At 70.6% G+C, this 22,251-nt stretch carries 17 protein-coding genes and 2 tRNA genes; 15 read left to right on the top strand and 4 right to left on the bottom strand.

All coding sequences use genetic code 11. The annotated features are described in order from the left end of the window. Positions 1-122 precede the first annotated feature (122 nt). The 5 genes from rsfS to ACFV6V_RS19030 all read left to right on the top strand — a co-directional run bounded on the left by rsfS (position 123) and on the right by ACFV6V_RS19030 (position 2,221). Complete coding sequence (gene rsfS, locus ACFV6V_RS19050; RefSeq protein ID WP_385566250.1) at positions 123-563, top strand: ribosome silencing factor; 441 nt, start codon at positions 123-125, stop codon at positions 561-563. Then, entirely contained in the window at positions 560-1,219 is a 660-nt protein-coding gene (locus ACFV6V_RS19045; protein WP_385566247.1) for a histidine phosphatase family protein, read from the top strand. The genes rsfS and ACFV6V_RS19045 overlap by 4 nt, the downstream gene beginning before the upstream one ends. 106 nt (positions 1,220-1,325) lie before the next feature. Continuing rightward, positions 1,326-1,398, top strand: a tRNA-Ala gene (locus ACFV6V_RS19040). A gap of 344 nt (positions 1,399-1,742) precedes the next feature. After that, on the top strand, positions 1,743-1,976 hold the full coding sequence (locus tag ACFV6V_RS19035; RefSeq protein ID WP_361279755.1) for a hypothetical protein: 234 nt from the start codon (positions 1,743-1,745) through the stop codon (positions 1,974-1,976). 172 nt (positions 1,977-2,148) lie between these two features. After that, positions 2,149-2,221 (top strand) — tRNA-Ala (locus tag ACFV6V_RS19030). A gap of 66 nt (positions 2,222-2,287) precedes the next feature. On the opposite strand, the gene ACFV6V_RS19025 is transcribed toward ACFV6V_RS19030, so the two are convergent. Then, positions 2,288-3,883, bottom strand: a complete 1,596-nt coding sequence (locus ACFV6V_RS19025; RefSeq protein WP_385566227.1) for an NADH-ubiquinone oxidoreductase-F iron-sulfur binding region domain-containing protein — start codon at positions 3,881-3,883, stop codon at positions 2,288-2,290. Next, the gene (locus tag ACFV6V_RS19020) at positions 3,880-5,622 is read right to left on the bottom strand and encodes a hypothetical protein (RefSeq protein WP_385566225.1); all 1,743 of its coding nucleotides are present in this window, start codon (positions 5,620-5,622) and stop codon (positions 3,880-3,882) included. The genes ACFV6V_RS19025 and ACFV6V_RS19020 overlap by 4 nt, the downstream gene beginning before the upstream one ends. A gap of 485 nt (positions 5,623-6,107) precedes the next feature. On the opposite strand from ACFV6V_RS19020, the gene leuS reads away from it, so the two are divergent. From leuS to ACFV6V_RS18995, 5 genes are all read left to right on the top strand, one after another. After that, complete coding sequence (gene leuS / locus ACFV6V_RS19015) at positions 6,108-8,978, top strand: leucine--tRNA ligase (RefSeq protein ID WP_385566223.1); 2,871 nt, start codon at positions 6,108-6,110, stop codon at positions 8,976-8,978. Between the two features lie 128 nt (positions 8,979-9,106). Beyond that, positions 9,107-9,880, top strand: a complete 774-nt coding sequence (locus ACFV6V_RS19010; protein ID WP_385566220.1) for a hypothetical protein — start codon at positions 9,107-9,109, stop codon at positions 9,878-9,880. A gap of 127 nt (positions 9,881-10,007) precedes the next feature. Beyond that, positions 10,008-10,853 carry a DegV family protein gene (locus ACFV6V_RS19005; RefSeq protein ID WP_385566218.1) on the top strand — a complete coding sequence of 282 codons (846 nt, stop codon included), beginning with the start codon at positions 10,008-10,010 and terminating at the stop codon, positions 10,851-10,853. Between the two features lie 425 nt (positions 10,854-11,278). Continuing rightward, complete coding sequence (locus tag ACFV6V_RS19000; protein ID WP_385566216.1) at positions 11,279-11,992, top strand: helix-hairpin-helix domain-containing protein; 714 nt, start codon at positions 11,279-11,281, stop codon at positions 11,990-11,992. Beyond that, positions 11,992-14,475: a ComEC/Rec2 family competence protein gene (locus ACFV6V_RS18995; RefSeq protein WP_385566243.1), complete on the top strand. Its 2,484-nt coding sequence runs from the start codon at positions 11,992-11,994 to the stop codon at positions 14,473-14,475. The genes ACFV6V_RS19000 and ACFV6V_RS18995 overlap by 1 nt, the downstream gene beginning before the upstream one ends. Here the strand turns inward: ACFV6V_RS18995 and ACFV6V_RS18990 are convergent. Further along, a complete protein-coding gene (locus ACFV6V_RS18990; protein WP_385566214.1) occupies positions 14,460-14,915 on the bottom strand; it encodes a pyridoxamine 5'-phosphate oxidase family protein in 456 nt (151 codons plus the stop codon). The genes ACFV6V_RS18995 and ACFV6V_RS18990 overlap by 16 nt on opposite strands. 137 nt (positions 14,916-15,052) lie before the next feature. On the opposite strand from ACFV6V_RS18990, the gene ACFV6V_RS18985 reads away from it, so the two are divergent. Genes ACFV6V_RS18985 through holA form a run of 3 tightly spaced genes read left to right on the top strand, consistent with a single transcriptional unit; the run spans position 15,053 to position 17,174 of the window. Further along, positions 15,053-15,865, top strand: a complete 813-nt coding sequence (locus tag ACFV6V_RS18985) for an arylamine N-acetyltransferase (RefSeq protein ID WP_385566211.1) — start codon at positions 15,053-15,055, stop codon at positions 15,863-15,865. Positions 15,866-15,881: 16 nt separating this feature from the next. Further along, the gene (locus ACFV6V_RS18980) at positions 15,882-16,127 is read left to right on the top strand and encodes a hypothetical protein (protein ID WP_385566209.1); all 246 of its coding nucleotides are present in this window, start codon (positions 15,882-15,884) and stop codon (positions 16,125-16,127) included. Between the two features lie 60 nt (positions 16,128-16,187). Next, positions 16,188-17,174, top strand: coding sequence for a DNA polymerase III subunit delta (gene holA / locus ACFV6V_RS18975; protein ID WP_385566206.1), 987 nt, complete (start codon positions 16,188-16,190; stop codon positions 17,172-17,174). Between the two features lie 302 nt (positions 17,175-17,476). Here the strand turns inward: holA and rpsT are convergent, their stop codons facing one another. Continuing rightward, entirely contained in the window at positions 17,477-17,743 is a 267-nt protein-coding gene (rpsT, locus tag ACFV6V_RS18970) for a 30S ribosomal protein S20 (RefSeq protein WP_361279543.1), read from the bottom strand. A gap of 202 nt (positions 17,744-17,945) precedes the next feature. Between rpsT and lepA the strand changes: the two genes are divergently transcribed. Beyond that, positions 17,946-19,817: a translation elongation factor 4 gene (gene lepA / locus ACFV6V_RS18965; protein WP_385566202.1), complete on the top strand. Its 1,872-nt coding sequence runs from the start codon at positions 17,946-17,948 to the stop codon at positions 19,815-19,817. A gap of 358 nt (positions 19,818-20,175) precedes the next feature. Next, positions 20,176-22,065 (top strand): AMP-dependent synthetase/ligase, encoded by a 1,890-nt coding sequence (locus tag ACFV6V_RS18960; RefSeq protein ID WP_385566199.1) that lies wholly within the window; start codon positions 20,176-20,178, stop codon positions 22,063-22,065. Positions 22,066-22,251: the final 186 nt, after the last annotated feature.

Genomic DNA, 22,251 nt, shown 5'->3' with positions numbered 1-22,251 from the left:
GGCCCGCGGGTTGGCTTGGGGGTGGCCCGTGGGCGCGACCGGGCCCCGGATTAATCACCGCGTGAGCTGTCGGTGGTCCGTGAGACCCTTGAGGGGTCTTGACCACCGACGAAAGCCTGCTTGTGACCGCTACGGACCGCTCCCTGGAGCTCGTCAACGCCGCCGCCCAGGCGGCAGCCGACCGGCTCGCGCACGACATCATCGCGTACGACGTCAGTGACGTCCTCTCGATCACCGACGCCTTCCTGCTCGCCTCCGCTCCCAATGACCGCCAGGTCAAGTCGATCGTGGACGAGATCGAGGAGCGGCTCCTCAAGGAGCTCGGCGCCAAGCCGGTGCGCCGTGAGGGCGACCGCGACGCGCGCTGGATCCTCCTCGACTACGTCGACATCGTCGTCCATGTCCAGCACAGCGAGGAGCGTGTCTTCTACGCGCTGGAGCGGCTGTGGAAGGACTGCCCCGAGCTGCCGCTGCCCGAGGACGCCCTGAAGACCCGCGGCAAGGCCGAGGAGCACGCCCGTCTCGTGGGAGACGGCAGCGGCACGGACGGTGAGCTGAGCTGAGCGCCACCGGCCAGGGCAGAGGCAGGGACCGCCGCATCGTTCTGTGGCGGCACGGCCAGACGGCCTGGAATCTGGAGCGGCGTTTCCAGGGTTCGACGGACATCGAGCTGACGGAGGCCGGTGTCGGTCAGGCCCGTCGGGCCGCCCGGCTCCTCGCCTCCCTCAGGCCCGACGCGATCATCGCGTCGGATCTGAAGCGGGCGGCGGTCACGGCCCGCCACCTCTCCGCCATCACCGGCCATGACGTGACCCTCGACCCGGCGCTGCGAGAGACCTACGCGGGCGTCTGGCAGGGGCTCACCCACGACGAGATCGTGGCCCGGTACGGCGAGGAGTACACCGCCTGGAAGCGCGGCGAGCCCGTGCGCCGAGGCGGCGGCGAGCTCGAGACCGAGGTCGCCGACCGTGCCGCCCCCGTGGTACTCGAACACGCCGACAAGCTGCCGGACGGCGGGGCGCTGGTCGTGGTGAGCCACGGCGGCACGATCCGGACCACCATCGGCCGGCTGCTGGGCCTTGAGGCGCACCACTGGGAGAGTCTCGGCGGGCTGTCCAACTGCTGCTGGTCCGTGCTCGGCGAAGGCGCGCGTGGCTGGCGCCTGCTGGAGCACAATGCGGGCACGCTGCCCGAGCCGGTGCTCGGCGACGACGACTGAGCGGGGTGTGGCGCCCGCTCATGCCCCGGACCGGCCGGATTTCACTTTCCGGCTGGTCACAGGCTAGAGTTCTTCTTGTTCGCAGCGCGGAGCGCGAAGAACACAAGGGGCTATAGCTCAGTTGGTAGAGCGCTTGCATGGCATGCAAGAGGTCAGGAGTTCAATTCTCCTTAGCTCCACAAGTTGGCACATCGATCCCGTCCTCCTCGTGGGGGGCGGGATTTTGTGTTTCGGCGCTTCAGCCCTCAGTGACCTCAACCTCCTCAGGTCTCCACCACTTCTCGTGCCGCGTGGCGGTGCCATGGCAGAATCGGGACGGCCGGAGGAGACGACGGCCGGAACGGGAGGAAGGGCGATGCCCGGTGGCAGCCTCGAGGAGGGCGATGATCTGCTCGCCCCTGTGGAGGCCCGAGCTCGCCTCAGCTGCCCTTCGTGTGGTTCGTCTCAGGTCGCCCAAGTGCTCGGTGACAACGGAGGTATTTCGTACGTGTGCACCGCTTGCGGCCACAGCTGGAGCTGAATGATGGGTGCACACAGGCGGAAGTGTGACTGGTGTGACAGCGGCACGCCGATCGTCCGGGACATGGACCCCGTCAACCCCGAGTACCAGTACTGGTGCGAAGAGTGCGCGCGGGCGCTGATCATAAAGGGCGACCCGATCGAGACATATCGGGAACTCGAGGGCGAACCGATCTACGGCAGGCTGCTCGATGAGCATTGCGCCCTCAAGAGGTTCTACTCGTTCGCAAGAGCCTGAGGGGGCGCGAAGGGGTCGGGGTGATGGCCGGTAGGCCGTTCGCCAACCATCCCAAAACGGGCACGTCAGATCAAAAGGTCAGCCGCGGGAAACGATTTGCTGAACCACCGGGGAGACCGTGTAATGTTCTCCGTGTCGCCACGAGGGAAACCGAAAGGCCGACACACCGCAAGGGGCTATAGCTCAGTTGGTAGAGCGCTTGCATGGCATGCAAGAGGTCAGGAGTTCAATTCTCCTTAGCTCCACAGCAGCTCGTTCAGAGCAAACGAAGAGGGCCATCCGATCCGGATGGCCCTCTTTCGCGTCTCCTGTCAACCCCGCCCGCTGCCAAGCGCCTTGCGGCCGGAGCCGGAACTGGGCAGCTCCGGGCGCTGCTTCGGGCGCCGCTCCGCGGGCGCCTGCTCAAGGCGGATCGCGAGCGCCGGGCAGCGGCGTACGACGCGCTGTGCGCGGCCCTGCAGATGCGTCGGCACCGCTGCCTCCGCCACCGTGGGGAAGCCGTCGGGACCCATGCGGATCAGCTCGGGCACGATCTCGGCGCACATACCGTGGCCCTTGCACAGCGTCCAGTCGATGGCGAGCTTCTCACCGCTCGGGATCGACTCCGCCGCCTCCTCGTAGCCGGGCAGCGGCAGCGGCAGCACGCCGGTCGTCTCGCGGCCGCAGCCGCCGTGCAGAACGTGCGCCGCCAGATCGTCCGTGAACGCCGACAGGGTCGACGCGAAGAAGCGTGCCGAGCCGTCCGGGTGCTTGCACGCCCCGCGACCCTTCACGGCCTGTGTGACCTCCCTCAGCGCCTCCAGCGCGGCCGGTCCGCCGCCGTTGATGACGTCGGACAGTCCGCCGGCCGCCGCGGGCAGGCCGAGCTTGCAGGGGCCGCACTGGCCGGCCGTCTCGGCGGCCAGCCAGTTGGCCACGCGCTGTGCCTCGCCGAGCGGGCAGGTCTCGGGACCGATCGGCAGGATCGCGCCCGCGCCGAGCGCGCCGCCCACATTGGCCAGCGACTCCCGCGAGATCACCGCGTCATGCGTGGCGGCGGCGTCGATCCAGTTGCCGTGGTAGCCACCTGTCAGCACACCCTGGGGGACCGGCGGAGCGCCCGCGAGCTGGAGCACGTAGCGCAGTGGCACACCGGTCGGCACCTCAAGGACCATGGGGCGGGCGACGGCCCCGGACACCGTCAGCATCACCGTGCCCGGCTCGCTCTCCAGGCCCGCGTGGCAGTACCGCCGGGCACCGACCCGGGCGGCCACCGCAAGCTGGGCGAAGGTCTCGGCGTTCGACAACAGCGTCGGCGCGCCGCCGACACCGGACTCGGCGGCGCGCTCACGGCGGCCCGGGGGCAGTGCGGGGCCGCCGTTGATCGCCCGGATGATCGCCGAGGCCTCACCGGAGACCATGCGCTCGGGGTTGCGCTGCACCCGGGCCCGCAGCTGCTGACCGCGCCGGTCGGACAGCCCCCGCTCGGCGAGGGCGGCGCGCATCGAGACCTCAGTGGAGTTGCGGGTCACCGCGACGACCAGGGTGCGGGCGCCCAGCGCCTCGGCGGCCAGCAGTGCGCCGTCCAGGATGAGGTGGGGCGCCCGGTTGACCATCACCGTGTCCTTGCGGCACGCCGGCTCGTCCTCACTGGCGTTGATCACCACGACGGGGCGTACACCGCGCCGGATGGCTGCCTTGGCCACGGCCCGAAGCTTCTGGTGAAACGGGAACCCCGCGCCGCCTCGGCCGCGCAGGGATATGTTCTCGGCCAGCTGAGCCAGCCGCTCCCCTGTCATGGGCTCGAGCGGACCGTGCACCTTCAGGTGCATCTGGAGGTCGAGGCGCTCGACCAGGTCGAAGCCCTGCGTCAGTTGGGGGAGGCCGACGACGCGGACTTCGGGGACATCGGGGAGAGGGGCGTTCACGGTCGTTCTCCTGCGGGTGTGTTCCAGGGCTCCCCGGCAGTGGGCGGGTACAGCGGGCCGGGGGCTTGTTGCGTGTCGTCCAGCGACGGGCGGGGCGCGGCCGGGTCGGCATAGCCGCCGCCCACGCCGCCGTACGCGGATGCGGCGCTGTAGGGATCGGCGTACTGCGGCATGGCGCCCGTCTCGTACACCGGGATGTTTCCGGTGTCGTACGCGGGTGCGCCGCCGCTGCCGTAGGCCGGGATGCCTCCGGTGCCGTAGGCAGGCATGGAGCCGGTGTCGTACGCAGGCATGGAGCCGGTGTCGTACGCCGGTACGGAGCCGGTGTCATATGTCGGCACCGAGCCCGTTCCGGTCCCGTATGCCGGTACGGAGCCCGTCCCCGTGTCGTACGCGGGTATCGAGCCGGTGTCGTACGGAGCGGCGCCGGTGGTCTCGTAGCGGGTGGCGGCGGACGGCGGGGGGAAGGCCTGTCCGGGCGGCGGCGGGGAGGGCGTCGGCCATGACTCGGGACGGGGGCCGGACTCGTCGACGATCGGGAGTTCCTCGGTCATCGGGACGCGCTGGGCGAAGGGGACATCGCCGGACGGCGCCGCCTCAGCGGCGCCCGAGGTGCGGGCCGGTCCTTCAGCGGCCATGGACACGGCGCGGTAGGCGGCGGAGATTCCCGTACCGGGGCCGTCCCCGGCCAGCGAGCCGCGGGACGACGCGCCACTGCCCAGGAGGGACTCAGCGGCCGTGTCAGGCCCGGCGGATGCGAAGGCCGTCGCCGATGGCGCCGCTTCGTACAGCGCGGGCGAGGGGGCGGGGATGCGCGGGGTGTCTCCCCGCGGCGGGGCGAGCGGCTGACCCAGGGACGCGGTGAGCGGGGATCCCAGGGCCTGAGCGCCGGGTCGTCCCAAGGCCTCGTCCATGCCCTCCGGGCGCCGACGGGGGAACTCACGCTCGAACTCGGTCCCCGACGCGCTCCCTGAGGCGCCCGGAAGAGGAGAGGTGGAGAGGTCGCGCCGGGACGTCTCGGCGGCTTCGGCCGCCGGGCGGCTGCCTCCCATCAGGAGCATGAGGCGCTCCGCCACTTGGCGCTGCGCCTGACCCGGCAGCAGCCGCAGGGCGACGACTCCGGTGACGCCGGCGAGTGCCAGGCAGTACATCGTGGTCACCCAGGTGGCCGCGGGGCGACCCGCGTAGAGACCGTGCACGAGTGCGAAACACCAGGCGGGGTAGGCCAGCATGTGCAGGGCCCGCCAGCGCGCTGCAAGCTGGACGTTTCCGGCGAGTGCGCTGCGCGCGGCACCTGTGGACGCGGCGACGATCATCAGCAGACCGGCGAGCGAACCGAATCCGATGAGGGCGGACGTACCTGTGACCCCGAGGCCGAAGGGTATGAGCGCGCCGATCAGCTCGACGTGGCCGAGCGAGACCTTGACCGCGACGTGCAGCAGCAGGAAGCCGAGCGAAGCGGTCGCGGTGCCGCGGTGGAACCCCTGGGCGAGCAGCCGCTGGCGTGTGTTGAGGAGCAGCCGGTCGGTGGCGAGGAGGCCCCACGCGACCGAGGCTGACAGCGATACCAGCGAGAGGACACCGGAGGCGAAGTCCAGGGCGGCGCGGAAGCTGTCGCTGCCGCTGACGGCGATCACGGGGAGGATGACAAGAACGGCCACAATCAGTGCGCCCTGCACCTGGCGGCTGAGTCCCGGGTCCTGACCGGGCGATGAGCGGATCTTGCGACGAGGGTTCATAGGGGCGACTCCGATGGTGCGGGAAAGCGGTCCCGTGGATCGCATGCTAGGTCGAGCCATACCAAGCAGTACGCGCTTTGCTCGTTTAATGGTCAGTCCGACCGGCAACTGACCCGGGGGTTGCCCCGGAACGGGTCGATACGCCGAGTAACCCAAGGCCTGAAATGGCCCGGAAGGCTGTGGGAGCGTGGCCGGAATCACGTTCTCAGATGGCGAGATTGTGCTCACCCCCGGTGTACGGCTGAACGCTGCGTGTTCGTGGGCCGTTGATCCGCTCCCCACATCGCGTACGCACCCTGCGGTACCCTGGCGCCATGCGTGCCGTACGCCGTCTGCTTAGCGGGCCGCGCTGACCAGTCCCGGCCGGTGACTCATCCGGTCGGAGTCAGCGCGGCGTCCCCTCCTGTGTGAGGGGTCCTTTTGTTTGTGGGCACAGCCCGTTCCGGGACCGCTGGCAGAGACGACCGATGGAGCTTTAAGGGATCATGACCGAGACCAACACGGGTGCTGCCGAGGCCGCACCGCACCGCTATACGGCGGCCATGGCCGCCGATATCGAGGCACGCTGGCAGGACTTCTGGGACGCCGACGGCACGTACGAGGCGGCCAATCCGAGCGGCGACCTGGCCGGAGACCCGACCGCCGTCGCCCGCCCCAAGAAGTTCATCATGGACATGTTCCCGTACCCCTCGGGTGCGGGTCTGCACGTCGGCCACCCGCTCGGCTATATCGCCACCGACGTCTACGCCCGCCACCAGCGGATGACCGGTCACAACGTCCTGCACACCCTGGGCTTCGACGCCTTCGGCCTGCCCGCCGAGCAGTACGCTGTCCAGACCGGCACGCACCCGCGGGTCTCCACCGAGGCCAACATCGAGAACATGAAGGTCCAGCTGCGCCGGCTGGGCCTGGGACACGACAAGCGCCGGTCGTTCGCGACGATCGACCCGGACTACTACAAGTGGACCCAGTGGATCTTCACTCAGATCTTCAACTCCTGGTACGACGAGGATGCGAAGAAGGCCCGCCCGATCGACGAACTGGTGGCGCAGTTCGAGAGTGGTGAGCGCGCCACTCCGTCCGGCGGCTCCTGGAGCGAGCTGAGCGCTGTCGAGCGCGCGGAGGCTCTGGGGCAGTACCGCCTGGCGTACGCGTCGAACGCCCCCGTCAACTGGTGCCCTGGCCTGGGCACCGTCCTGGCCAACGAGGAAGTCACGGCCGACGGTCGCTCCGAGCGCGGCAACTTCCCGGTCTTCAAGGCCAACCTGCGCCAGTGGAACATGCGCATCACGGCCTACGCCGACCGGCTGCTGGACGATCTGGACGCGCTGGACTGGCCCGAGGCCATCAAGCTGCAACAGCGCAACTGGATCGGCCGCAGCGAGGGTGCGCGGGTCGACTTCGCGGTCGAAGGCCACGAGGGCGAGCCGGCCACGGTCTTCACCACCCGCCCCGACACCCTGTTCGGCGCGACCTACATGGTGCTGGCGCCCGAGCACGGCCTGATCGACGCGATCCTGCCCGCCGAGTGGCCGCAGGACATCCCGCAGGACAGCAGGGGGCTGTGGACGGGCGGCGCCGCGACCCCGGCCGAGGCCGTCGCCGCGTACCGCAAGCAGGCTCAGTCGAAGAGCGATGTCGAGCGCCAGACCGAGCACAAGGACAAGACCGGTGTCTTCACCGGCGCGTACGCCCTGAACCCCGTCACCGGCACCCGGATCCCGGTGTTCGTCGCCGACTACGTGCTGATGGGCTACGGCACCGGCGCCATCATGGCCGTGCCTGGCCAGGACGAGCGCGACTGGGAGTTCGCCGAGGCCTTCGGCCTGCCGATCATCCGCACCGTGCAGCCGCCGGACGGCTGGGAGGGCGAGGCCTTCACCGGCCAGGGCCCGGCCGTCAACTCGTCGAACGACGAGATCTCCCTGGACGGCCTGGCCGTCACCGAGGCCAAGTCGAAGATCATCGCCTGGCTGACCGATCGCGGTATCGGCGAGGGAACCATCAACTTCCGGCTGCGCGACTGGCTGTTCAGCCGCCAGCGCTACTGGGGCGAGCCCTTCCCCATCGTCTACGACGAGGACGGCGTCGCCCACGCGCTGCCCGACTCGATGCTGCCCCTGGAACTGCCCGAGGTCGACGACTACGCCCCGCGGACGTTCGACCCCGACGACGCCGACACCCAGCCCGAGACCCCGCTGTCGCGGAACGGCGAGTGGGTGCACGTCGAGCTGGACCTGGGCCGGGGCGACGGGGTCAAGCGCTACCGCCGCGAGACCAACACCATGCCCAACTGGGCCGGTTCCTGCTGGTACGAGCTGCGCTACCTGGACCCGCACAACGAGCGGCAGCTGGTCGACCCCGCGGTCGAGCAGTACTGGATGGGCCCGCGCGAGGGCCAGCCGCACGGCGGTGTCGACCTGTACGTCGGCGGTGCCGAGCATGCCGTGCTGCACCTGCTGTACGCCCGGTTCTGGTCCAAGGTGCTGTACGACCTGGGGCACGTCTCGTCCGTCGAGCCGTTCCACAAGCTGTTCAACCAGGGCATGATCCAGGCGTATGTCTACCGGGACAGCCGTGGATTCCCGGTGCCGGCCACGGAGGTCGAGGAGCGGGACGGGAAGTTCTTCTTCGACGGTGAGCCCGTGAAGCGCGAGCTGGGCAAGATGGGCAAGTCCCTGAAGAACGCGGTCACCCCGGACGAGATCGCCGCCGAGTACGGTGCGGACACGCTGCGCCTGTACGAGATGGCGATGGGCCCGCTGGACGTCTCCCGGCCGTGGGACACGCGTGCCGTCGTCGGCCAGTACCGGCTGCTCCAGCGCCTGTGGCGCAATGTGGTGGACGAGGCGACCGGCGAGGTCACCGTCGCGGACGCCGAGCCCGACGAGGCCACGCTGCGCGCGCTGCACAAGGCGATCGACGGGGTCGGCCAGGACATGTCCGCCCTGCGCTTCAACACCGCCATCGCCAAGATCACCGAGCTGAACAACCACCTGACCAAGGCGGGTGGCGCGGTGGCGCGGCCGGTCGCGGAACGGCTGGTCCTGCTGATCGCCCCGCTGGCCCCGCACATCGCGGAAGAGCTGTGGCACCGTCTGGGGCACACCGGGTCCGTGGTCCACGCGGACTTCCCCGTCGCCGACCCGGCGTACACGGTGGACGAGGCTGTCACCTGCGTGGTGCAGATCAAGGGCAAGGTCAAGGCACGTCTGGAGGTCGCGCCGTCGATCACGGACGCCGAGCTGGAGACCCTGGCACTGGGGCATGAGGCCGTGGTCGCGGCCCTGGACGGGGCCGGGATCCGCAAGGTGATCGTCCGGGCACCGAAGCTGGTGAACATCGTCACCGCGTAGGTCCGGGCAAGCCAGGGGCTGTCCCTGGAGTTTCCCCTAAGGGCAGGTTGGGGGTTCCGATGGAACCCCTGGCCTGCCCGCTCCGTTTACGGTGGGAGGACACACCGCAGACGAACCGGAGGCGTTCCGTGCTAGAAGTCATCGTCATCCTGGCGCTGCTCTTCGTCGCCTTCGTGGCGCTCGGGGTGTATGTGAGCGTGAAGGCGATCGGCGCGGCCAAAAGGGGCGTGGACCGCACCATCAGCCAGGCCAGGCGCACGGTGGAGGACACGACGCTGCGCGCGAGGAGCCTCGGACAGACCGGTGTCGCCGGTGACCTGGCCCAGCTCCGGGTGCGGCTGCGCACCTCGATGAAGGCCACTCAGGACGCGCTGCACGCCGGTGTGGCCGACGATGCCTCGTTGAAGGAGTCGATCGGCCTCTTCCAGCAGCTGAGCGCGCACGGCCATGAGCTGGATGACCAGCTCCGCCGGCTGGAGCGGGAGCCGGACCGGAGCAGGGTCGCGCAGCGGATGCCTGAGCTGCGCGAGCGCGTGGAGCGGATCACGCAATCGGCGGACTCGCTGCGCTGGGCCGCCCGGGACCGCGCCCGCGCGTTCGCCGCAGAGGACCTGGAAGCGCTGAGCGCACAGATCGACGTGGAGGCGGGCGCGCTCCGCGACTGGTCACGGGCGGAGCCGGACTGGTCGGCGGTGGACATGCCCGACCTGGCCCCCGCCGGGCCGGACACGCCCGCGCCCGATCAGGGGGCGGCCCGACGACGGGAGACGGCCGACCCGAAGGCGCAGACCGCCGAAGCGGGTGCGGACGGAGCGCGTCCTCCGCAGGCCCTTACGGAGCGGGACCCGAGGCAACAGCCCTACTCATGGCAGAAGGCGCCGCGTCCGGAGACGACGAACTAGGTCCCGTCCGGGCAGGACCCGGGCAGGGCAGGCAGAGCCCCGCGCGCCAGGCGTTCGCAGAGCGGAACGGCCGGGCAGGGTGGGGTCGGGCTGCCGTGCGGCGCCCCCTGCCGGTAACCTCCCGCTCATGTCCCGCCATGTCGCGATCGTCACCGATTCCACGGCCTACCTGCCGCCGCAGACGATGGAGCGGCACCGCATCACGGCGGTACCACTGACCGTGGTCCTCGGTGACCAGGCGCTCGAGGACGGCACCGAGCTGTCGGCGCGCTCACTGGCCCTCGCACTGCAGAAGCGGCGGCCGGTGACGACCTCGCGACCGAGCCCTGAGACCTTCGCCGCGACCTATCGCGCCACGGCGGAGGCCGGTGCGACCGGAATCGTTTCTCTGCACCTGTCCTCCGAGTTCTCCGGGACTTACGACGCCGCGGTGCTGGCAGCGCGGGAAGCGCCCGTCCCGGTGCGGGTGGTGGACACCGGCATGGTGGCGATGGCGCTCGGCTTCTGCGCGCTCGCGGCGGCGGATGCCGCGGACGCCGGTGGCGCCTTGGACGAGGCCGTGGCGGCGGCCGAGAAGCGCGCCGCGGCCACATCGGCCTACTTCTACGTCGACACCCTCGACTACCTGCGCCGAGGAGGCCGCATCGGCGCGGCGCAGGCGCTGCTCGGGTCCGCTCTCGCCGTGAAGCCGCTGCTCCAGCTCGACGGCGGCAGGATCGAGCTCCTGGAGAAGGTCCGTACGGCGTCGCGGGCGATCGCTCGGCTCGAGGAGATCGCGGCCGAACGAGCGGGCACGGGCCAGGTGGACGTCGCCGTGCACCACCTCGCCGCGCCGGAGCGTGCGTTGGCGCTCGCGGAGCGGCTCCGGGAGCGGGTGCCGAATCTCGCGGAGCTTCACGTCAGCGAAGTCGGGGCAGTGATCGGCGCACACACCGGGCCGGGGCTGCTGGGGGTCGTGGTCTCGCCCCGGTAGTTCGCTCGTCCGGGTGACGAAGATATCCACAATGAGCAGGGTATCCACCGGAATTGGGGGCGGTCGGCGGGAAGGGGCGGTTGTGCCTACCGTCAGGTGGCATGACTCAGCGATCACGTTCCGCGACCAGTGGCCCGGGCCGCACCCCGGGTTCGGACGGCCGGGTCCGCGGCAGTCGACATCGATTGCGTCCCGGGCGCCCGGCCTGCGTGCCGGCTGCCGCACTCACCGCTGCGGCGACTGATCCTCGGCGTACCACCGCTCCCGGTCCCGTCTCAGATGCGGGCCCGGTTCCGGAGTCGGCGGTGCGGCGGCGAGCGGAAGCGCTCTTCACACAGCCCCAGGCGTCCCCGCCCGGGACCCGGCCACCAGATGTCCATCCCCCACCTGCGCCCGCCGAAGCCGCGCCGTCGGCGGCAGTGCCGATGAGCGGACGGGGGCGCCATGCCCTGCGCGACCGGCTGCCGCTGTGGCTCCAGCTCCGGTGCGGGCTCGAGCCGAGGGCGCTGGCGGCGCTCGCGGTCGTCCTCGTGGCCGCGCTGGGCTTCGCCGTCCACCACTTCTGGACCGGGCGACCGGAAGCAGTGCGTGCGCCGCAGCTTGTCGGGGACAGCCGCAGCACCAGCCTCGCAGCGCCCCCGAGCACCGAGCCCGGGCCTTCTCCCGGGCTGCCGCCCGCTCCGGGGAGCGGTGGGGCACGGATCGTGGTCGATGTCAGCGGCAAGGTGCACAGACCGGGTGTGCTGCAACTGCCCGCTGGTTCGAGGGTGGCCGACGCGCTGCGCGCGGCGGGCGGAGTGAGGTCCGGCACAGACCTCACCGGGCTGAACCGGGCCCGTGTCCTCATCGACGGCGAGCAGGTGCTCGTCGGTGCCACACCGCCACCGGGCCTGCCCCCGGGTCAGGCGGGCGCGGGCGCGGCGGGCATCCCGGCCGGAGCCGGCACGGGACCTCTCAGCCTGAACTCGGCGACCGCGGACCAGCTCGACGGGCTGCCCGGAGTCGGTCCGGTGCTTGCCCAGCACATCGTCGACTACCGCACCGAGCATGCCGGTTTCCGCTCCGTGGACGAGCTACGCGAGGTCAAGGGGATCGGCGACCGCAGATTCGCGGATCTACGCGCCCTGGTGCGGCCGTGATGCGCACCGCCGCGGCGCCGGACCCGTGGCAGGAGGGCTCGGTCGACCTCCGGCTGGTCTTCCCCGCCCTCGCGGCCTGGGGTACCGCGGCCTTCGGTCTCACCGCACGACCGCCCTGGCCGGCGACCGTGGCCGTGCTGTGCCTCGCCGTGGCGGGCCTGCTCCTCGGGCCCGCGTGCATGGCCGCCGTACGGGGGCGGGCGCCGGGGACCTCCGGGAATCGGGTGGCGGTCGCCGCGGTCCTGGTCTGCGCCGCCGCGGGCGCGGCGGCGGGCGGCCTGAGCGGGGCCGATCTGTACCGGGGGCCGGTTCCCGAGGCAGCGGGCCGGTACGGCCGTATCACGGCCGAGGTGGCGGTCTCGGGTGATCCGCGCACGCTCCAGCCCCGGGTCCAGGCACCCCATATGACGGACACGGCGATCGCACTCGACGCCGAGGTCACCACGGTCACCGGTCCCGACGGCGCGGCGGTGGCAACACGGGCCCCGGTGTTGGTGATCGTCCGACCCGGCACGGCCACGGCGCGGTGGCTGAGTCTGCTGCCCTCGACCCGGCTGCGGCTGACGGCCCGCGCGGAGCCACCGCTCGGCGGCGACGGTCGCTACGCCGCGGTGCTGAGGGTGCGGGAGACGGGGCCGCCCGCGGTCACCGGGCCGCCGTCCGCCATCCAGCGGACGGCCGGGACGCTGCGCGCGGGGCTCCGTCGCGCGACCGACGGACTCGGCCCGGACGCGCGCTCCCTGCTCCCCGGGCTTGTGGTCGGAGACACCTCGCGGATCGGTCCCGAGCTGCACGACGCCTTCAAGGCGACCGATCTCACGCACCTGTTGGCCGTGTCCGGGAGCAATCTCACGCTCGTACTGTGCGTGCTCGTCGGGCGGCCAGGCAGGGCACTCCTGGCCGAGCGCGGGGGACTGGCCCCACGTCTTGGGCTCTCACTGCGGACGACGGCACTGACGGGGGCGGCGCTCACTCTCGGGTTCGTGGTGGTGTGCCGGCCAGAGCCCAGTGTGCTCAGGGCGGCGGCCTGCGGGCTCATCACCCTGCTGGCCATCGGCACCGGCCGCCGCCGGTCCCTGGTTCCCGCGCTGGCCGCGGCCGTGCTGCTGCTGGTGCTCTATGACCCGAGGCTGGCGCGCACCTATGGGTTCTTGCTGTCCGTGCTCGCCACGGCGGCACTCCTCACCATCGCCCCGCGCTGGAGCGATGCGCTACGACGCCGGGGAGTGCCGGAGCGGCTGGCGGAGGCGCTGGCAGCGGCCAGTGCGGCACAGCTGCTGTGCGCACCAGTGGCCGCGGTGTTCGCGGAGCGGGTCAGCCTGGTGGCGATTCCCTGCAATCTGTTTGCCGAGATCGCGGTCGCGCCCGCCACGGTGCTGGGTTTCGCCGCGCTCGCCGTGGCGCCGGTGGCGATACAAGTCGCCGAGGTGCTGGCCTGGTGCGCCGGTGTGCCCGCCGAGTGGATCGCGGGAGTCGCCCGCAGCGGGGCGGCGCTTCCCGGGGCGCAGATCGGCTGGCCGGGGGGCTGGCGAGGCGGACTTCTGCTCGCCGCGGCGGGCGGACTGGCGATCCTGGCCGTCCGCGTGCTGGTGCGCCGCACCTGGGCCGTCGCCGTCTGCGCGCTGCTGCTGATGCTCGCCGTGATCAGGCCCGCCCCGCTGACCAGGGTCGTCACGGGGTGGCCGCCACCCGACTGGACGTTCGCGATGTGCGACGTGGGGCAGGGCGACGCCACCGTGCTCTCGGCGGGCCGCGGTACGGCGGTGGTCGTGGACGCGGGTCCCGATCCGCAGCTGGCCGACCGGTGTCTGAGCGAGCTGGGTGTCACCCGGATCCCGCTCCTGCTGCTGACGCACTTTCATGCCGACCATGTGGCGGGGCTGGCCGGGGTCCTGCGGGGAAGAGCGGTCGGCATGGTGCAGACCACGCCCTACGAAGAGCCCCGTGACCAGGCGGCGTTCGTACGGCGCGAGGCGGCGGAGGCCGGGGTGCCGCTGGTGCACGCGGTGCCGGGGGAGAGGCGCAGACTGGGCCGGCTGGACTGGCGCGTGCTGTGGCCGCCGGGCAGGCCCGCACCACCACCGGAAGGGCCCAACGACGCGAGCGTCGCCCTGTTCGTCCGGGCCGCCGACGGCCCCTCGCTGCTGCTCCTCGGAGATCTGGAACCGCCGGCCCAGCGCAGGCTCATACGGGACCTCCCCGCCCTCCCGCACGTGGACGTGCTCAAGGTCGCCCACCACGGCTCGGCCTTCCAGCACCCCGGACTGATGGCGGGAGCCCGGCCGCGACTGGCGCTGATCAGCTGCGGCCGGGACAACCGCTACGGGCATCCCTCGCCGCGCACGGTCCGCGCCCTGCGGGCACACGGGGCCGTCGTTCTCCGTACGGACGAGGACGGGGCGATCGCCGTGACCGGCACGGGCGGAGCACTGCGTGCCGTGTCCAGGGGCGCGGCCTCTCACCCCCGTCAGTCCAGCCACTGACCTTCGCGCATGAGCAGTCGGTCCGGCTGCTCGTTCGCCTCGCGCCAGGCCTTCACCACGACAGGAGTGAATCTGATGTACACCCAAGGCGTCCGGTCCCGCGGGTCCCAGCCGAGCTTCGCCGCGAACGCGTCGGCCGATTCCTTCGCGAGGTCGCGGCCTTCGACGAGCTCCGCGTCCGCCTCGATGTGCACCACGTCCCGGGTATGGCCGAGGGCCACCACGGCCCGGCCCTGGCGACCCACATTGATCGCGGTCGGATTGGCACGGCGCGTGCTCACCAGCAGGGTGCCGCGATCCCATAGGAACGACAGCGGCACGAGACAGGGCTCGCCGGACGGCGAAGCCGTGGCGACCCAGGCATCCTCATCGCGGTCCAGCCGATTCAGCACGTCCTGTTTGCGCTGGCTGCGGCTACGTGCCGGCTCTCTGCTCGTCATGGGGCACAACCTAGGCAGCCCGCCCGGTGTCGCACGTCAGGCGGTGGTCGCAGATCCGCCTGGGCCGACCGGCCTAGGTCCCCGCCTAGGACCAAGAGCGCATGGCGCACGGGTGGGCCGGTGGCCAGACTGGAGCCATGGACACGCCCCAGCCCACAGCACCGGAGGCCATCGACGCCTACCTCCGCCGTATCGGCGCCACACGTCCGGAGCGACCGGATGCCGCGGCGCTGCGCGAGCTACAGCACCGGCATCTGCTCTCCGTGCCCTTCGAGAACCTCGCGGTGCACCTGGGCGAGGAGATCGTCCTGGCGGACGGGCCGCTTCTGGCCAAGGTCGTGGACGCCCACCGGGGAGGCTTCTGCTACGAACTCAACGGGGCGTTCGCGGCGTTGCTGCGCGGGCTTGGCTTCGGGGTCACTCTGCTCCAGGCCCGGACGTTCGGGAAGGACGGCACGTTGGGGATCCCCTACGACCATCTCACCCTGCGCGTCGAGACCGAGGACGGCACCGGGCCCTGGTTCGCGGATGTCGGGTTCGGCGAGCACAGCCAGTACCCCCTGCTGATGGAGGAGCGCGGCGACCAGCTGGACCCGGCGGGCACGTTCCGGATCGCCGGGGCGCCCGAGGGCGGCGACCTCGACGTACTGCGAGACGGCAAACCGCAGTTCCGGGTGGAAGCCCGGCCACGTGTGCTGGCGGACTTCGAGGCGGGTGCCTGGTACCACCGCACCTCGCCCGCCTCGCACTTCACCCAGTCCCTCGTCTGTTCCCGGCTCACCGGGAACGGCCGGATCACCCTGACCGGGCGGAAGCTGGTGACGACGGTGCACGGCGTACGCGAGGAGCGGCAGCTCGGGGACGACGCCGAGGTGCTGGCCGCCTACCGGGACCACTTCGGTGTCGCGCTCCGCCAGGTCCCGCAGGCGCGCCGGCCGGACTCCGGATGAGCGGCACAATGTGGCGGTGGACGATGTGAGACATGTGCTGGTGCTGCCTGACCGCGACGCCGCCGAGGAGGTCATCGAGGCCATAGGCGACCACTTCGGCGGCCTCGACGAGCCCCAGCTCGTCAGGGACGCCCTGGCGGGCGAGGACGACGCCGAGGACGCCCAGTGGCTGGTGGTCGTCGAGGATCCGGAGGGCCGTCTGGACGCGGCCGAGCTGGACGAGTTCGTCGCGGACTGGGAGGGCTGGCGGGAGGCGCCGTAGGCCGGCCCGCAGGTCGGTACCCCACCGCGGTGTCGGTGCCCCGTGCGATGCTGGTCCGCGATGGCCACCAGGAAGAACACCAACGACGACCCGCTCGCCCCGGTCACGATCGCCGTGGGGCAGGAGGACCTGCTGCTGGACCGCGCCGTGCGGCAGGTCGTGACGGCGGCCAGAGCCGCCGACGCCGACACCGACGTACGCGACCTCGCTCCGGACCAGCTCCAGCCCGGCACCCTCGCCGAACTGACCAGCCCCTCGCTCTTCGCCGAGCGCAAGGTCGTGGTCGTACGGGACGCACAGGACCTGTCAGCGGACACGATCAAGGACGTCAAGGCGTATCTCGACGCGCCCGTGGAGGAGATCACCCTGGTCCTGCTGCACGCGGGCGGGGCGAGGGGAAAGGGCCTGCTCGACGCGGCACGCAAGGTGGGGGCGCGTGAGGTCGCCTGCCCCAAGACGACCAAGCCCGCGGAGCGGCTGACCTTTGTGCGGTCCGAGTTCCGGGCCCTCGGCCGGTCGGCGACGCCCGAGGCGTGCCAGGCGCTGGTCGACGCCATCGGCAGCGACCTGCGCGAGCTGGCCAGCGCGGTGTCCCAGCTCGTGGCGGATGTCGACGGTGCCATCGACGAGGCCGTCGTCGGGCGTTACTACACGGGTCGTGCCGAGGCCTCCAGCTTCACCGTGGCCGACCGCGCGGTGGAGGGGCGGGCGGCGGAGGCCTTGGAGGCGCTGCGGTGGTCGCTGTCGACCGGTGTCGCCCCCGTGCTGATCACCAGCGCACTGGCGCAAGGCGTGCGGGCGATCGGCAAGCTGTCGTCCGCTCGGGGCGGCCGTCCCGCCGACCTGGCACGGGAGCTGGGTATGCCGCCCTGGAAGATCGACCGGGTGCGGCAGCAGATGCGCGGCTGGACCCCGGACGGGGTGGCGCTGGCCCTGCGCGCCGTCGCCGAGGCGGACGCGGGCGTCAAGGGCGGGGGCGACGACCCCGAGTACGCCCTGGAGAAGGCCGTGGTGACGGTGGCCAGAGCGGCGCGCCTGCGGCGCTGAGCCGCCGGGCCTGAGACCACCCGGGCCGTAATACCGAAGCCAGGGTCCGAAGACCCGACACCGGGGTCCGAAGGCCCGACACCGGGGTCCGGAAACCCGAAGCCCCGCCGCTCCATCCTGGGAAGGACGGAAAGGCGGGGCTTCGGTCCGGCCGGAAGGGCCGGGAAGTGCTGGTCTCGCACCCGCGTGGCGAACGCAGGCCGCGTGCGAGTCCGGGGTGCCGGGCGGGAGCGGATGAGAGAGGGCCCGCTGGATCCGCCAGGCGATCAAGTCATGGGAGTCGCCTCCCGGGGGTACGGAGCTCAGCCCTGGAGGGAGGCAACCTTGGACGACAGCGCCGACTTCTTGTTGGCGGCGGCGTTCTTGTGGATGACACCCTTCGAAACGGCCTTGTCGAGCTTGCGGGACGCCTCACGAGCGGCCACGGTGGCCTTCTCGAGGTCGCCCGAAGCGGCAGCCTCGCGGGCCTTGCGGATCGCGGTCTTGAGCGACGACTTGACGGCCTTGTTGCGCAGGCGCGCCTTCTCGTTGGTCTTGTTCCGCTTGATCTGGGACTTGATGTTCGCCACGAAAGAGCCTTTTCAGGTTCGATGATTTTCCAAGGTGCGCTCGCAGCTGAGAGGGCGTACGAGACACAGCTGCCCAGGCTACCAGCCACGGTGCGAGCGGCCCAAACCGGGCTCAGGGCCCCGGTCGTGGGACCATGGAGGCTGCGTATCGATCCGACACGACCCGAGACGAGCGCTCGGCGCTCAAGAATCAGGACCCTGCGTGCCCGCGACCCCTAGCCATGTGCCCGAGCCGAGCCGTACCGACCCGGCACTGATCCGCAACTTCTGCATTATCGCTCACATCGACCACGGCAAGTCCACGCTTGCCGACCGGATGCTCCAGCTGACCGGTGTGGTCGAGCAGCGGCAGATGCGCGCTCAGTACCTCGACCGTATGGACATCGAGCGTGAGCGCGGCATCACGATCAAGTCCCAGGCAGTGCGTCTGCCCTGGGCGCCCACGACGGGCGATGGCCAGGGCAAGACCCATATCCTCAACATGATCGACACCCCGGGCCACGTGGACTTCACCTACGAGGTGTCCCGTTCGCTCGCCGCCTGTGAGGGCACGGTCCTGCTGGTGGACGCCGCCCAGGGCATCGAGGCGCAGACCCTCGCGAACCTCTACCTCGCGATGGAGAACGACCTCACCATCGTGCCGGTCCTCAACAAGATCGACCTTCCCGCGGCGCAGCCCGAGAAGTTCTCCGAGGAGCTGGCGAACCTCATCGGCTGCGACCCCTCGGACGTGCTGAGGGTGTCGGCGAAGACCGGTGTCGGTGTGGACGCGCTGCTGAACCGGGTCGTCCAGGACGTCCCGGCGCCCGAAGGTGTGGCGGACGCCCCCGCCCGCGCGATGATCTTCGACTCGGTCTACGACTCCTACCGGGGCGTCGTCACCTATGTGCGAGTCGTGGACGGTCAGCTGGGCAAGCGCGAGCGCATCCGGATGATGTCCACCGGCGCCACGCACGAGCTCCTGGAGATCGGCACCAACTCGCCGGAGATGCTTGCCGCCGACGGTCTCGGCGTGGGCGAGGTCGGCTATCTGATCACCGGTGTGAAGGACGTCCGCCAGTCCAAGGTGGGTGACACGATCACCCAGCTGACCAAGGGCGCCACCGAGGCGCTCGGCGGCTACAAGGACCCCAAGCCGATGGTGTTCTCCGGCCTCTACCCGCTGGACGGCTCGGACTACCCCGAGCTGCGCGACGCCCTCGACAAGCTCCAGCTCAACGACGCCGCGCTGGTGTACGAGCCCGAGACCTCCGCGGCACTCGGCTTCGGCTTCCGTGTCGGCTTCCTCGGCCTGCTGCACCTCGATGTGATCCGTGAGCGGCTTGAGCGCGAGTTCGGCCTCGACCTGATCGCGACCGCGCCGAACGTGGTCTACCGGGTGGTCATGGAGGACGGCGTCGAGCACACCGTCACCAACCCGAGCGAGTTCCCCGAGGGGAAGATCGACGAGGTCTTCGAGCCGGTCGTACGGGCCACGATCCTCGCCCCGAGCGAGTTCATCGGCTCGATCATGGAGCTCTGCCAGAACCGGCGCGGTGTGCTGCTCGGCATGGACTACCTCTCCGAGGACCGGGTGGAGATCCGCTACACCCTCCCGCTCGCCGAGATCGTCTTCGACTTCTTCGACCAGCTGAAGTCCAAGACCCGCGGTTACGCGTCCCTGGACTACGAGCCCACCGGCGAGCAGAACGCCTCGCTCGTGAAGGTCGACATCCTGCTGCACGGCGACAAGGTCGACGCCTTCTCCGCGATCACCCACAAGGACCAGGCGTACGCGTACGGTGTGCGGCTCGTGGCCAAGCTCAAGGAGCTCATCCCGAGGCAGGCGTTCGAGGTGCCGGTGCAGGCGGCGATCGGCTCCCGGGTCATCGCCCGCGAGACCATCCGCGCCATCCGCAAGGACGTCCTCGCCAAGTGCTACGGCGGTGACATCTCCCGTAAGCGGAAGCTGCTCGAGAAGCAGAAGGAAGGCAAGAAGCGGATGAAGATGGTCGGCTCCGTGGAGGTTCCGCAGGAGGCCTTCATCGCGGTGCTCTCCAGCGACGACTCCGGGGGCGGTAAGGCGAAGAAGTAGGCCCGGGGATGCCTTCGGGCGTTCTTCAGGCGTCCTTCGGCCCCCTTCCGGGGTCGGCTGTTCGCGCGGCGGTCCGCGGTCGGCGCCCGGGCAGCTCACAGCCGGCTCACAGGCCGGCACGTGAGTAGCCCGGAAGCACCAAACACCTCTGTTCGCCTGAACCGCCCCACAGGCCCCCGTGTCCCCGGCACGGGGGCCTGTTCGTTATGAAGCGGCAGCCTGCTCCCCCTTACGTGGGGGAGCCATGGCCTTTACCCTGACAACGCCTGACGGGTTACTCGCGAGTTAAACAACCGTGTCCCGTAGCGCAATCAGCCAGTCATGCAGCAACGCCGCAGCAGCAGGCCCGGAGGATGTCGTGACCGACGCAAAGACCCTGATCGAGAACCGACCGCCTTCCGTGGCGAATCTCTTTGTCCAGCGGGTGGCGGCCACTCCCGACGCGGAGGCGTACCGCTACCCGGTACCGGCGGCATCAGGGCAGGGGCCCGATGACTGGAAGTCGCTGAGCTGGGGCGAGGCGGCCGAGCGGGTGTATGCGATCGCGGCGGGCCTCATCGACCTCGGCGTACAGCCCGAGGAGCGGGTCGCGCTCGCCTCCACCACCCGGGCCGAGTGGATCCTCGCCGACCTCGGCATCCTCTGCGCGGGTGCGGCCACCACGACCGTGTACCCGCAGACGAACGCCGAGGAGTCCTCGTACATCCTCGCCGACTCCGAGAGCCGCGTGATGATCGCGGAGGACGCCGAGCAGCTGGCCAAGGCCCGTGAGCGGCGCGTCGAGCTGCCCAATCTGCAGCATGTCGTCGTGATCGACCCCAAGGGCGTGGAGCCCTCCGACGACGACCCGGAGGGCTGGGTCGTCTCCCTCGCGGATCTGGAGGCGCGCGGCGCCCAGTACCTGGCCAAGCATCCCAGCGCGGTCAAGGAGCGGGTCGAGGCGATCACTTCCGAGCAGCTCGCCACCCTCATCTACACCTCGGGCACCACGGGCCGTCCCAAGGGTGTCCGGCTGCCGCACGACAACTGGTCGTACATGGCCAAGGCCGTCGCCTCGACCGGCCTGATCACCAGGGACGACGTCCAGTACCTCTGGCTGCCGCTCGCCCATGTCTTCGGCAAGGTGCTGATCTCCGGCCAGATCGAGGTCGGACACGTCACCGCAGTCGACGGCCGCGTCGACAAGATCATCGAGAACCTGCCGGTGGTGCAGCCGACCTACATGGCTGCCGTGCCCCGGATCTTCGAGAAGGTCTACAACGGCGTCGCCGCCAAGGCCCGTGAAGGCGGCGGGGCCAAGTACAAGATCTTCCAGTGGGCCGCGGGCGTGTCGCGCGCCTACGCCAAGGAGACACAGGACACCTTCCGCCGCACCGGAAAGGCCTCGGCCTCCTTCGGCCTCACCGCCAAGCACAAGGTCGCCGACGCTCTCGTCTACTCGAAGCTCCGCGAGGCGTTCGGCGGGCGGCTGCGCGCCGCCGTCTCCGGCTCGGCCGCGCTCTCGCCCGAGATCGGCTTCTTCTTCGCCGGTGCGGGCATCCACATCCTCGAGGGCTACGGCCTCACCGAGTCCAGTGCCGCGTCCTTCCTGAACCCCGCCGAGGCCTACCGCACCGGCACGGTCGGCAAGCCGCTCACGGGTACCGAGGTCCGGATCGCCGACGACGGCGAGATCCTGCTGCGCGGCCCCGGCATCATGCAGGGCTACCACCGGCTTCCGGAGAAGACCGCCGAGGTCCTGGAGGCGGACGGCTGGTTCCACACCGGAGACATCGGCGAGCTCTCGCCCGACGGCTACCTGCGGATCACCGACCGCAAGAAGGACCTCATCAAGACCTCCGGCGGCAAGTACATCGCCCCGGCCGAGGTGGAGGGCCAGTTCAAGGCGGTCTGCCCGTTCGTCTCCAACATCCTGGTGCACGGTGCCGACCGGAACTTCTGCACCGCCCTCATCGCCCTGGACGAGGCCGCCATCCTCGGCTGGGCCAAGGAGAACGGGCTCGCGGGCAAGTCCTACGCCGAGGTGGTCGCGGCTCCGCAGACCGAGAAGTTCATCGAGGGCTATGTGAAGCGTCTCAATGAGGGCCTCCAGCGCTGGCAGACCATCAAGCAGTTCCGTCTGCTCCCGCGTGACCTCGATGTCGAGCACGGTGAGCTGACGCCCAGCCTGAAGCTGAAGCGCCCCGTCGTGGAGCGCGAGTACAAGGACCTCATCGAATCGATGTACGAGGGGTCGCGTGAGGCGTAGCCCCGAGCTGCCCTGAGCCGGGCGCGACGAGGAAGTCCTCCTCGTCGCGCCCGCGCCTTTTCTCTCCCGCTCCAGAGCACGGAATTCCTTCATCCGGGTGTGGTCATATCGGGCACTTCGATGACTCCGTGCTTATGGGTGAGTCCGGTCTGTCACCCTGTCCGTGTCGTCAGTCGTTCACAGGGC

Origin of the sequence: Streptomyces sp. NPDC059828, from assembly GCF_042731955.1 — a bacterium.
Classification (GTDB): Bacteria; Actinomycetota; Actinomycetes; order Streptomycetales; family Streptomycetaceae; genus Streptomyces.
The sequence above is the reverse complement of the archived record's forward strand: the minus strand, read 5'-3'. Positions and strand labels throughout refer to the sequence as shown.